Annotated in this window: 10 protein-coding genes; 5 read left to right on the forward strand and 5 right to left on the reverse strand. The window is 48.7% G+C overall.

Annotated elements, in window-relative coordinates; all coding sequences use genetic code 11:
• The 4 genes from BGO59_RS19225 to BGO59_RS19240 all read left to right on the forward strand — a co-directional run.
• Nucleotides 1-873 (forward strand): HRDC domain-containing protein (locus tag BGO59_RS19225; RefSeq protein ID WP_293685740.1); only part of this gene is annotated, 873 nt, incomplete at its 5' end.
• 189 nt (nucleotides 874-1062) lie between these two features.
• The gene (locus BGO59_RS19230; RefSeq protein ID WP_293685813.1) at nucleotides 1063-2154 is read left to right on the forward strand and encodes a lytic transglycosylase domain-containing protein; all 1092 of its coding nucleotides are present in this window, start codon (nucleotides 1063-1065) and stop codon (nucleotides 2152-2154) included.
• 186 nt (nucleotides 2155-2340) lie between these two features.
• Nucleotides 2341-3579: a lytic transglycosylase domain-containing protein gene (locus tag BGO59_RS19235; RefSeq protein WP_293685742.1), complete on the forward strand. Its 1239-nt coding sequence runs from the start codon at nucleotides 2341-2343 to the stop codon at nucleotides 3577-3579.
• A 92-nt stretch (nucleotides 3580-3671) separates the two neighbouring features.
• On the forward strand, nucleotides 3672-4910 hold the full coding sequence (locus BGO59_RS19240) for a lytic transglycosylase domain-containing protein (protein WP_293685744.1): 1239 nt from the start codon (nucleotides 3672-3674) through the stop codon (nucleotides 4908-4910).
• Nucleotides 4911-4931: 21 nt separating this feature from the next.
• Here BGO59_RS19240 and BGO59_RS19245 read toward each other — a convergent pair whose 3' ends face one another.
• The 5 genes from BGO59_RS19245 to BGO59_RS19265 all read right to left on the reverse strand — a co-directional run bounded on the left by BGO59_RS19245 (nucleotide 4932) and on the right by BGO59_RS19265 (nucleotide 11319).
• Nucleotides 4932-6251, reverse strand: coding sequence for a deoxyribodipyrimidine photo-lyase (locus BGO59_RS19245; RefSeq protein WP_293685746.1), 1320 nt, complete (start codon nucleotides 6249-6251; stop codon nucleotides 4932-4934).
• A 62-nt stretch (nucleotides 6252-6313) separates the two neighbouring features.
• Entirely contained in the window at nucleotides 6314-7345 is a 1032-nt protein-coding gene (locus BGO59_RS19250) for a DUF4249 domain-containing protein (RefSeq protein ID WP_293685748.1), read from the reverse strand.
• A 3-nt stretch (nucleotides 7346-7348) separates the two neighbouring features.
• Complete coding sequence (locus BGO59_RS19255) at nucleotides 7349-9703, reverse strand: TonB-dependent receptor (protein WP_293685750.1); 2355 nt, start codon at nucleotides 9701-9703, stop codon at nucleotides 7349-7351.
• Between the two features lie 152 nt (nucleotides 9704-9855).
• Entirely contained in the window at nucleotides 9856-10200 is a 345-nt protein-coding gene (locus BGO59_RS19260) for a hypothetical protein (RefSeq protein WP_293685752.1), read from the reverse strand.
• 408 nt (nucleotides 10201-10608) lie between these two features.
• On the reverse strand, nucleotides 10609-11319 hold the full coding sequence (locus BGO59_RS19265; RefSeq protein WP_293685753.1) for a GNAT family N-acetyltransferase: 711 nt from the start codon (nucleotides 11317-11319) through the stop codon (nucleotides 10609-10611).
• 464 nt (nucleotides 11320-11783) lie between these two features.
• Between BGO59_RS19265 and BGO59_RS19270 the strand changes: the two genes are divergently transcribed.
• A complete protein-coding gene (locus BGO59_RS19270; protein ID WP_293685755.1) occupies nucleotides 11784-12584 on the forward strand; it encodes an ion transporter in 801 nt (266 codons plus the stop codon).
• The last annotated feature ends 8 nt before the right edge of the window (nucleotides 12585-12592 follow it).

Below are 12592 nucleotides of genomic sequence, written 5' to 3' on the forward strand. Positions count from 1 at the left end.
TCGGCAATGGTACGGACGGGCGAGCGCGTACCGATGAATCTGCTGATCGACATTCTTCGGGGTTCGCGCAGCCAGCAGGTATTGCAGGGAGGATACGACCAGATAAAAACCTACGGAGCCGGACGCGACATTCGGTTTGAAGACTGGCGAAATTACCTGCATCAGCTCATCAACATCGGGGTTATCGAAATCGCTTACGACCAGCATTATGCGTTACGGCGGGGTATTCTGGCCGACCAGGTTCTATATAGCGGTCGAAAAATAGATCTGGTTCGACCCGACGACGCGCCCAAACCAGTGGCCGAAAAGCCCAGAACCAAAACCGAGTCGCAGCGAGATGAACTTTTCGAACGGCTCCGGGTTCTGCGCAAGCAACTCGCCGACGAGCAGAATGTGCCAGCCTACGTTATCTTCACCGACACGACCCTCGAAGATATGGCCCGCCAGAAGCCGACGACTCCCGATGCCTTACGGAATGTCAGTGGGGTGGGTGAACGTAAACTTCAGTTGTTCGGGAAGCAGTTTCTGGACGAGATTGTAGGGTATGTGCGGGGACGTGCACAAGCCGGAGAAAAACCGAAAGGTTCGACCCAGCTACTCACGCTTGACCTCTATAATAGAGGCCTGTCGATTGAGGAAATTGCGGTCGAGCGCCAGCTCACAAGCGGCTCTGTAGCCAGCCATCTGGTACAACTTTCCCGGTCGGGCTACGACATCGATTTGGCCTCATTAATTGACCCTTATGAGCGCCGGGAAATTGAAAAAGCCATCGGCGTAGTTGGCATCGAAGAAGGGCGCTTAAAAGCTGTTTACGAGTATTTAGGCGGCAAATACGACTATGGCAAACTGACCCTGGTTGCGGGTCTGCAATAAAGATATAATCCTGTTTTCAGTAGTACCGTTGGATAATTCTTAGAGACCAGATTTGGTATATACCAGATAATCAGCTAAATTCGTTTCAGTAAAGATTACGAGCCCGTTACTACTGTGCGGGTTTTTTCGTCTCTATGTCTCACAACAACTACTATAATTTTGATTAAAGAAGTAAGTTTTTCACTGCTCATGGCTACCATGAAGCCGGGGATTGGCGTCACTACGCTACCAAGTTGGTCCCCACTTTTCGGAGCCGATACGAGCCGGGTACTTCCGTTATCAAGCGGGCTGAACAACCCTCAATTACTAGTCGTTGATTCGACCAAACGCCTGTTTCCAATTTATTTCTGTGGCGAAGAAGTACCCGTCAATGAACCCCGCGTATCGCGCCGATGGGCACAAACGCTACGCAATTATGGTGCCCAGGAAGCTTTTCTGATGGATCTTCGGACCAAAGCGTCTGAATTCTTCCCCATTATTGACCCCATCTTACGGAAGTACAAAATTCCCCGCGATTTTCGGTTTATGCCGCTGGCCGAAAGTGCGCTCAACAACCACAGCGTATCGTATAAAGGAGCCGCCGGGTATTGGCAGATCATGCCAGGAACAGCCCGCGAGCTGGGATTGAAAGTAAGTGGTAAGGTGGATGAACGCCGTGACCTTCAGAAATCAACGGTAGCGGTTTGTCGGCACTTGCACCAGTTGTACAAAGTACTGGGTTCCTGGACGCTGGTAGCCGCAGCCTACAACGGAGGGATCACGCACGTTATGAACAAGATGGAGCAGCAAGGCCATTCGAATTATTACCGGCTTCGGCTTCACCGCGAAACCAGTTCTTATCTGTTCCAGATTCTGGCATTTAAAGAACTGCTGACCAACCCCCGCCAGTATGCGTTGCTGCTTAGTGGGTCAACGATTGCCGAGCTGACCAAACCCCTACCGAGCTGGCATAAGCCGTTGGCTGTTCCCAGAAAGATCAAGGATGCTCCGACTATCGAGCTGATTGATGAAGAGTATACATCGCCAATCTGGGGTCCTCGACCAAACAATGCATTAACCAAAGCACCGTCAGATACCGATCAGTTGATTGCCAGTGCCGCTCTGGTAAAACATACACCAAATGCACCAGATGCTGCTCTGGAAAAACAGGGCGCTCACTTGCCCATCAAAAAACTCATGATGGGGCTGATGGTACTCCGTTTCCGTCGCCCTCGTATTCTCCAGCTGAAGCAGGGAGAGGGCGAAGGCATACGGCCACTGCACTTCTGGGATTGGTTGTAGTCCATTAAAATCACCTATATGTCACCGCAGAAAGCCGCTTCAGAAGCGGCTTTCTGCGTTTATGTTTTTCAATAGATTGCAACATTCAACGTGTCATAATAGAAAACATAGAAACTATATCGTTACTATAGACTTTTATTTACGTCTAAACAAACAGTAACCCATACATGGAAAGATTACTGTTTAATGAACTTGTTAGCCTCTTTTTCATTGGCAACGGGTCTGGTTGTGGCGTGTGTTTCAGTCTCCAATGAGTTGCTTCCACTATCAGCAAACAGGCCGCTAACCCATCAAAATAGTCTGCACTCGCCCTTTGATCCGGGGCTGACCCGACTCTTGCCTTCCGTTTATTTCTGCGGAGAATCGGTGCCGTTACATGAAGAATCGGTCGCCCGTCGATTGGTATCCGCTCTAGCGCATAATACAGCTCAAAATCAGGCTATTTACCGGATGCGGCAACGCGCGGCTGTCTTTTTCCCAATTATCGAACCGATTCTGCTCAAGCATAATATACCGCTGGATTTCAAGTATTTGCCATTGGTCGAAAGTGCACTAACGGGCATGGCGGTATCGCCTAAAGGTGCCGTTGGGTATTGGCAGTTTATGCCTGCAACAGCACGAGAACTGGGGCTTATTATTGAACCAGGACGTGACGAACGCCGGAACCTGGTCAAATCGACGAATGCCGCCTGCCGGTATCTACGGTATCTGTATAATCGCCTGGGCTCCTGGACCTTAGCGGCAGCCGCCTATAATAATGGTATCGGTGCCTTATTAGGAAACATCCGTCGCCAGCAACAGCGTGATTACTACTACCTGCGCCTGAATGCCGAAACGGGCAAATATTTATACCGGATTCTGGCGTTTAAAGAGCTGTTTTCCAACTATCGATCGTACCGGCAACTCATTCCCGAGCAAATGATGGCGTACTTGAGTGAGCCGCTGACTCCTCCTGATGAACGTGACCAGGACGAACCCATCTTATCGGAGTCGCTCATCAATACCGTGACAGAGAACGCCATTGAAGCCCCTGATGAAGAAGTAGCGCAAACCACTACAGGGAAACCCAAAGATATACCTCTACCAAACGCAGCCGATGTATTCCGGGAGGGAATCAAGGCTAAACTGATCGAATCATCGGGAGCACGACGAGGAGCCACCTGGGTATTCCACCTGACTCGCAACGGAATGGCCGATGGCAAACCTGTTGAAGAAGGTGATGTACTGTACGCCGTCGTTGAAGATGTGGATCCCAAAACCGATAAACTTTATTTACGTGCCGACAAACTTTATTCAGCCACCGAAAAGCATACGTACAATCTGGCGTTAACTGCCATAGATGCCTCAACTGGCCGCACGGGTATCAGGCTATCGGAAGTCGACCAGGTTAAAGCGGGTTGGATTCTAACCTGGAAAGCGCTGTAAATGAACCTCTCCCCTTTTCCTGACACACGCATTACTGAACTAAACCGCTCGTTTGATTCGTTGTCTAAAGGTCCAACCAATCGACTTTTGTTTTGAGAATAGCGACAATAGGTACGATGCTGGCTGCTTTGAGCGTTAGTTTGCTCATACTACCCGCATCAGCGCAGAAGAAAGTAGCTTTGGCAACGGCCAAATATGAACGTAGAAAACCATTACCTCCACGTCCACTGGTTGGCCCACAGCGGTTGCATTTTTGCGGTGAAATTGTTCCTACCGAACAGGGCGAAGTGTCAGCCAAACTAGCGCTGGCCCTGGCAGGTAGCTCAGGCTATGTTCAGCATGTAAATGAATTGAAAGCTCGTTCAGCTCCTTTTTTTGCGGTTATCGAGCCAATTCTGGCCCGATATACTATCCCCAATGATTTTAAATACCTGCCGCTCATCGAAAGCGCCTGGCAATCGAACGCCGTTTCGTCGGCCGGAGCGATTGGCTATTGGCAGTTTATGGACGATACAGCGCAGGATATGGGGCTTTCGATTGCAGCGGGCAACGACGAACGCACCGATCTCCGTAAATCGACCGAAGCAGCCTGTAAATACCTGCGATTTCTGCACCAGAAATTAGGCTCTTGGACATTGGTTGCGGCAGCTTATAATGGGGGAGTTGGCATGGTACAACGTAAAATCACCAAGTCGGGCCACCGGGATTATTACGCCATGAGCCTTAATTCCGAAACCGCTTACTACCTCTACCGGATTCTGGCCATGAAAGAGCTGTTCACCAATCCAATGTACGGGGTTGGCTCAGCAGGTATCATGCTGGCCTCGTCAGGGCAGGCATACGAGCGTGAACGCGAACAGGCCCGGCGTATGGGCTGGCTTCAGGACGAAGATCCAGATCCCGTTGGCGTTCCTATTGAATCGTTCTCGGACGCAGGCAAAGCTCAAAAAAATGAGGCCATGCTTATGGACAGCTTACTGGTGGAGCTACTGAAGGCAAAACCGAAAGCATCACCGGTTTTTACGGGCGATGCCGTGGCCAGACTACTCAAAGCTGGTCAGCCTAAAGTTGGGCAAAGCTGGGCGTTTGCTCTGACCGAAGCGGTTCAGATTGGCGAGGATGAGCTACAGGCGGGCGACCTACTCTATGCCGTTGTCGATGACGTGGACACCCAGGGGAATTTATTTCTGCGAGCTACGAAAGCCATTTCAGCCCAAACAAAAACAGCTATCCCGATCACTCTGATCGCCATGAACCCGGTTACGGGATTAGCTGGCGTTCCTCGCCCAAAGGCAGTTAAGCCAGGCTGGGTAGTGCAGTGGAAATTATAAGTCTGCTCCCCAACCTGTGCGCTAATCTTCTTGCTGGTTTAACGCCTTTTTGTAGGTTGTGATGGCCCGCTCGCGAACCATGGCATGATCAACCATAGGCTTGGTGTATTTCGGACTTCCGAACTCAGGCACCCAGCGCCGAATATAAACTTCGTTCGGGTCAAACTTTTCGGCCTGTAGAATCGGATTGAATACCCGGAAATAAGGAGCCGCGTCGGTACCCGAACCCGCTGCCCATTGCCAGCCTCCATTGTTGGCCGATAGGTCGTAATCGCGCAATTTTTTGGCAAAATAGGCTTCGCCCCACCGCCAGTCGATCAGCAGGTGTTTACACAGAAAACTAGCCGTGATCATTCTTACCCGATTATGCATCCAGCCTATCGTGTTTAATTGGCGCATCCCGGCATCTACAATAGGGTAGCCCGTTTGCCCTTCACACCATTTCGCAAACTCCTCTTCGTTATTCCGCCAGTCAATCCGGTCGTATTTAGGGAGGAATGAGTTTTTTTCAACGTGTGGAAAATGATGCAGTACCTGAAAGTAGAAATCGCGCCAGCAAAGCTCATTCAGGAAGGTACTCTCGTCGGCGGCTTTCGCCTGTCGGGCTAGTTCCCGGATACTAATTGTACCGAACCGCAGATGAATGCTCAACTGACTGGTTCCATGCTGTAAGGCAGGCAAATCACGCGTTTTTTTGTAGCCGTTCAGCAACGCATCCGACACGGTACGATCTGGAAAAGGTTCACCTACCGGCTTGAAATTCAATTCGGCCAGTGTAAGCATGCGTTCGGGCTGGGTTTTCCAGAAATGCGAGAAATACCGTTCGGTTGGGTAGGCCCGGAGGTAGAATTCGGTCAACTCCTCGCGCCACTTTTTACTATACGGCGTAAAAACCGTGTAGGGCGCTTTTTTGCCACTAAGAATTTCATCCCGATCAAAAATAGTCTGGTCTTTACTCGTATGAAACCCTATTCCCTGTTCATTCAACAGCTCGCCAACCGCTTTATCCCGCTCTTTGGCATACACTTCATAATCGTAGTTCGTAAACACGTCATCGATGGGATACTGCTGGATTAGCTCCTTCCATACAGCAATTGGATGCCCGTATCGCACGATGAGCGTTGACCCCATGGCCGTCAGTTCAGCCTGTAGTCGATTGATTTCCTGAACGATAAAATCAACGCGTCGGTCAGTTCGATCATCCAGTGCATCCAGAATCGTACGGTCAAAAATAAAAACGGGTAAAACAGGGCGGCCACTTTTAAGTGCGTGGTATAAAGCAGCATTATCGTGCAGACGTAAATCGCGCCGGAGCCAAACCAGTGATAGAGTTTCGGTCATTCGTTAGGTGGTTTGGTTGCGCAACAATTCGTCAACGAAAAATGTTGCGCAGCCAATCCACCTTATTGCCACCCATCAGGTTCGGTTATGGGTACTGGGCCGTAGGTATTGCGACAGTCGCCGTCGGGTAAAATCTGACTGGCAATGTAACTGTTAACTGCGGGATAAAAGGGGGCACTATAGTTCATCATACGCAATCGTTTCCGGGTAATCGACGTAACGGCAAAATACCCACGAGCTACGTCGGATGGATCGTTCGCGTTGACAACATTACCCGTTACAGGCGCCGGTAATGGGTCAAAAATACTTCCGGTCCGGGCGTTTTGCTGCTGATAGAGCTTCCAGAACTGGTAATTTGCCTGCGTCATACCATATTGTTGTATTTCAACCAGTTGAGGCCCCAACGTATAAACAGGTATCCGGAGTACAAACCGATTTCGGATGGAATTACCATTAATTGCTTCATCACTATAAATATTCACAACATTGGTCGATTCGGTCGTCCAGCATCGGGTGTAGCATTTGTTTGGACTGCCCAGCGAGCAGGGCACACCGAGTGAAAGCCGATTTGTATAGCCATAGCCTGTCCAGCGATAGTAGTTTTTTTCGTTCGCCGGATCAATCGTATTGACACCGTATGAGACAGCATACGGTTTAACCACATTATTTGTTTTAACCAACTGACTGGAAATACTGTCAATTACGGGCACAGCGGGCATCTGCTCGGGTTTCGTTACATAGCGTTTACCATCGTTCAACACAACCGTTAAACTATACGAACGGCCCACCTGCCCCCGAAATGTGCTATCAATAGTTTGATACAGTCCAGATCCCATCATCACAAAGCGCGTCGACCGCCCCTGATCATCAGCCAGACTTACCTGTGCTTCCCGAACATATTGATCAGCCGGATTCTGCCCTCCACTCGTATAATTTCCGGTATAGGTCAATCGTATCGTATAGGGGGGGGCTTCGTTGGTAATCTGCCCTTCCACAACCAGCCGGGGAGATTCTGCACGAATAGGTAGCTCGACCCGGTCGATACAGGCCATAAACGCCGTCAGAAGCAGGATATAACTTAGGAACTGGCGCATGGTTTAGAAGTAAAAATTATAGGCGATTGACGGAATCATTGTACCAAATACCGACAGTCGGTACGATTCAGTGCGCTGGTTATAGCGAGTGAAATAAATGGAGTAGGGATTTTTGTGTGCATACACATTGTAGATACCCAGTGTCCAGACCCCATACCGTTTTTGTGCTTTGTTAAACCGCGTATCTTTCGAAAACGCGACATCGAGTCGATGATAATCGGGGATACGGTCGGCGTTTCGACGGGAGTAATCCTGAACCGGTTCCCCATTGAATGTAAACTGGCCATCTGGATAGGTAGCCGGTACGCCCGTGTAATACACGAAATTAGTCGAGAACGTCCAGTTGTGTGACATTGCCAGCCGAGCCTGAATATTAAGCGTATGTGGTCGGTCGATGTAGGACGGATAATAATCCCCTCCATTAATCCGTAACTCATTGAAAGGCGTTTGCACCGCAATCAAAGACCGGGCATAGGTATAATTGATCTGCCCGGTTAACTGGCCTTTATTCTTACTTACACCCACTTCCACCCCATACGCTTTGCCAGCGGCAGGCAGCAGGGCCGTTTCGAGCGTTGGGTTTAGAATCAGGTTGGCGCCGTAGCGGTATTCTATTTGGTTTTGTAACCGTTTGTAATACCCTTCCAGGCTCAATTCGTACGTATTGTCAGCCAGATTCTGGAATAATCCCAACGATACCTGATCGGCAATCTGAGGAGGTATATAACGGTCGCTCATCTTCCAGAAGTCGAGTGGCGTAATGGCGGTAGTATTCGAAATCAGGTTTATGTATTGACGCGTTCGGCCGGCACTGGCTTTGATTGCACTGCTCTTCGTTAACTGGACTCGTAGGGCCAGCCGGGGTTCCAGCCCACCGTAAGCCTGAATAACCTGACCATTGCCATAGCGAGTCGAATCCATAACGGTTTCCTCCGAGCGAGGCAGGTTATCCACATACTTATACACTGTTTGTGCGCCCAGATAGGCAAATGCGGAATACCGCAATCCTGCCTGCAAGGTAATTTTGGGCGTCAGTTCCCATTCTGTATTCACATACGCCCCTAGCTCACGGCCACGCTCTGGTGCAATACGACGGGGATTGATACTGGAGTTTTCGCCAGTCGGTTCAGCGTCGCCTGTACTGATATCGTACCGAATTCCATTCAGGCCCAGTTGAATTTTATGCTTCTGCTGAAGGGTGTAAAATAGATCGGCTTTGGCTTCCCGTTGTTCGATATACGACGTAAACCGGAACGTCAGGCTGGGAGCTACGCCATCGACATTCAGGTGATAACCGCTGTAGAGTGCAGTCAGATTGAACTGAAGATTAGGGCGTATCAGGAAACTCCAGCGCCCGGTCAGTACATCGGATGTCCAGCCATAGAGGGTATCGCCCGGAAACCGAAATTTATCCTGACTCCGGTAGGCCGACACCGCAATGGTATTTCGGTCGTCGGGTGTATAGGTTAGTTTCAGGCTACCATCGTAAAAAAACGCCCGGCTGTTTTTAACACTTTCTGACGGAAATAAGCCCAGTAGATAATTAGGGAAGGCAACGCGTCCACCAGCCAGCAACGTGAGCTTTTTTGAGATAGGGCCATCTACCACTACCCGTGCACTCACCGGGCTGATTCCGCCCGAAAGTCGCCAGCCGTCCTTGTTTCCATTTCGGCTACTCATGAGTAATAATGACGATACCCGCCCACCGTACTGAGCCGAAAAAGCGCCTTTATTTAGGCTAACATCCTGAACCAGATCGGGGTTAACATTCGTATAAAAACCCAGCAAATGCGACGTATTGAACAAAGGAGCCCCATCGAAGAGGACTAGATTCTGGTCGGATCGACCACCGCGCACGTTGAATCCGCCAGCGCCCTCCCCCGCCGTTGTGACCCCAGCCTGTAAAGTCAGGGCTTTCAGAATATCAGGTTCGCCCAATACCACTGGCATCCGTTTCAGTTCGGGCATGCTGAGCTGAATCTGCCCCATCTGTACGGCTTTAATATTTTTATCCTCGCGGGTTGCCCGCACATCGACTTCTTCCAGGTCCGTAGAACGGGGTTGCAGAAAATATTCGACGCGCTTATTAAAATCGAGTACGACGGTCTCGCGGCCCCGAAAGTAGCCCACTGCCGATACATAAAGGGTTAATACACCCGGTATATGATTAATCGAAATTACCCCGGCACTATCGGCTCTGGCTCCTGCTTTGGTTTCAGCAATAAACAAACTGGCTCCGGGAATTGGCTTTTTCGTTGTTCCATCGCGCACCACTACGCTGAGCCTAAGCTTCTGTTGCGCGAATGTTGTAGACCCTAAAAGAATGAAAAGAAAAAGAACGTAGAGCCGGAGCCTCATGTCGTGCGGTATAGGAATAATCTATAAATAACGACCTAAGTTACAAAACCATTTTGAACGATATGGATTAAAAATACGAACTCCCCGAAAGTTACCCGCTTAGGTGAGGGTAGCTTTCGGGGAGTAAAAAAAGGGCTATCTGGTAAAATTACCTAAGGCTCGAAATGGAGCCGAACGGTATATAGTTCATCGGGAACACGGCCGTAACCCACCAGTTTTTTACTGGTAAGCTGGCGAAGTAATGAATTATTCAACTCGTCATTCTGACTGAATACTTTCAGTTGGCAAACTTCACTGGCTTCATTGAGTCGGAATTGAATCACCACAACACTGGCCAGCCTGGTCGACTTTAGTATACTTGGATAGGATACATACCGGGCAATCTGTTGCTCCAGTGTAACCTGGGGCGCTGCCGGTTTATGCGGGGAGTAAGGCGACGAGTAAGCTTGTGTTACCAGACAGCCAGCCAACATAAGCAGGTAAAGGTATTTTTTCATGACTCCAACAGTTTAGGTGAAACAATAGTCCAACGTATCCACAAACTGCCCGAACGTACCTGAGGCAAATGGTAGGCTAATAATACATAAATATTACGGTAATGTTATCAAATTCTCACGTTCTAAATTCTCTACCCATCTTTAAAAAGTGGCTGTTTATAATCAAATATTTATAAAATTCTGCTGTTTTTCATCTACTAGATGAAAATTCCATTAAACTAATGCTAAAACTCAGTGTGTCAGAATAAAATTTTGCTAGCCAATATTACCAAATTGTTAAGAAATGAATAATTCGATGGATCTAGACTAGTAAACCATTCAAATAGTAAGGCTGAGCAGCCTACAAATACCAAAGGCCCGGAAATGCTCCGGGCCTTTGGCGTATATAGTACAAAAGAGAGAACCTGCTCAGGCTACTTCCATCTCACGTTCGGTTCTGCGTGATCTCGACCGTTCAGACGGATTCAACCGTAACAGTATACGATTCTTGATTCGCATCCAGCGTTCATAGAGCTTCGACTCCTTCAGGAAATTCCATTTTTCATCCTTTTCCTCTTTCTTATGCTCTTCAGGATCGTAGAGCATACCCGTACAGAGGCAGTGTTTCCGATTGGTTCGCGTCAGGATATCGAAGTTCGCGCAGGTCTGACAACCTTTCCAGAAGGCTTCATCGGCTGGCAACTCACTTAGCGTTACAGGCTGGTATCCTAAGTCTGAGTTGATTTTCATCACGGCCAGACTAGTTGTAATACCGATAATCTTAGCCGTCGGGAACATCGTTCGGGAGAGTTCAAACGCCTTGGCTTTGATCCGGGTGGCAATTCCACTTTTGCGGTAATCGGGATGCACGATCAGGCCCGAATTGGCCACAAACTTACCGTGGTCCCAGGTTTCGATATAACAAAATCCAACCCATTCGCCCGAGAGTGTCGTAGCGATGATCGCCTTCCCTTCGAGCATTTTTTCCATGACATAAATTGGCGAACGCTTGGCGATGCCGGTTCCCCGGGCCTTAGCACTCTCCTCCATCTCACGGCAGATGGTTTCGGCCAGCCGAAGATGATCTTCACTGGCAACCTGAACAATATATTGGTCGTTGACTATTTCGGGCTTAATCATTGTCGTTTAATGGCGGTTGTAAAGCCGCGTATACGGAGACAGCGCAATCCGGAGCTGGTTTGTTGTGAAAAATAAAACGAGAAAATGGGCGAAAACGTCTACCGCATAGGCAAACAAATTGATATAGTCCTTTCGGACCTAAACCGAAATGGCGTAGTATGGAAGAAAGTCGGTAAATAAACGAGCTTTGCCATTGGTTTGTGCGGAAAAAAGCGGACAATGTTAGAGAGATTATCCGTATCCTGCAATAAAATAACGGTTTTTTTGCAGGATAGTTCGTTAGTGGTCAAAACATATTTATTGAATGTTAAATGCAATAATATAGACGACTCACAATCAGCAAGTCACGAATAACCATCACAATATTTTTGCCAAAAGCAGATTCCTGAATGCTTTACGGGTTTTCGAATGGTAAGTTCCGTTTTTGGTGAGTAGCTTGCATTTCCTACCGTTTCGAGCATGTTATGTTGGCCCTCCGTAAATCACTGTATCGTATACTTGAAACTTCGGCTGGAAAACGCCGGGGCATAAGTCTGATCTTTAACCTGATCCTGATCGGCATTATCACGCTAAACGCTATCGCGATAGTGTTGCATACAGTGCCGGAGTATAATCTGCGTTTTGCCCGATTATTTTATGATTTTGAGGTATTTTCCGTCGGCTTTTTCACGATTGAATACCTTCTTCGGCTGTGGGTGTGCGTCGAAAATGAGAAATACCATCATCCGTTCTGGGGTCGACTACGCTATATGTTCTCGACTTCTTCGATTATTGATTTTCTGGCCATATTCCCCTTCTACTTTTCGCTGTTCGCTACCGATCTGGCCATCGTCCGGATTCTGCGCCTGTTCCGAATTTTCCGGCTCTTCCGTATCTCGCGCTATTCGCATGCCTTTCGGCTCATTCAAAGCGTCGTTTCCGACAAAAAGGAGGAGTTAGTGCTGAGCACAATACTGGTTGTTTTTATGCTCATCATTGTTTCCAGTATTATGTATTACGTAGAACACAATGCGCAACCCGACAAGTTTTCGAGTATTCCGGCAACCATGTGGTGGGGCGTTACGGCCATGACAACCGTGGGCTACGGCGACATTCACCCCATTACACCCTTGGGCAAGTTTTTAGGCGGCATTGCAGCTATTGTGGGGATTGGCGTCTTCGCTTTGCCAACTGGTATTCTGGTATCGGGTTTCAACGAACATATCCGTGTTCATAAAGGTGGGCACAGCCGTCAGCGCTGCCCGCATTGCGGAAAAGAGATCTAGAAATGGGC

Origin of the sequence: Spirosoma sp. 48-14 (assembly GCF_001898575.1) — a bacterium.
Classification (GTDB): Bacteria; Bacteroidota; Bacteroidia; order Cytophagales; family Spirosomataceae; genus Spirosoma.

Excerpts from the sequence above, each read along its gene's own strand:
- BGO59_RS19230 (WP_293685813.1), top strand. The coding sequence starts at position 1,063 with ATGGCTACCATGAAGCCGGGGATTGGCGTCACTACGCTACCAAGTTGG.
- BGO59_RS19235 (WP_293685742.1), top strand. The coding sequence starts at position 2,341 with ATGAACTTGTTAGCCTCTTTTTCATTGGCAACGGGTCTGGTTGTGGCG.
- BGO59_RS19245 (WP_293685746.1), bottom strand. The coding sequence starts at position 6,251 with ATGACCGAAACTCTATCACTGGTTTGGCTCCGGCGCGATTTACGTCTG.
- BGO59_RS19250 (WP_293685748.1), bottom strand. The coding sequence starts at position 7,345 with ATGCGCCAGTTCCTAAGTTATATCCTGCTTCTGACGGCGTTTATGGCC.
- BGO59_RS19255 (WP_293685750.1), bottom strand. The coding sequence starts at position 9,703 with ATGAGGCTCCGGCTCTACGTTCTTTTTCTTTTCATTCTTTTAGGGTCT.
- BGO59_RS19260 (WP_293685752.1), bottom strand. The coding sequence starts at position 10,200 with ATGAAAAAATACCTTTACCTGCTTATGTTGGCTGGCTGTCTGGTAACA.
- BGO59_RS19265 (WP_293685753.1), bottom strand. The coding sequence starts at position 11,319 with ATGATTAAGCCCGAAATAGTCAACGACCAATATATTGTTCAGGTTGCC.
- BGO59_RS19270 (WP_293685755.1), top strand. The coding sequence starts at position 11,784 with ATGTTGGCCCTCCGTAAATCACTGTATCGTATACTTGAAACTTCGGCT.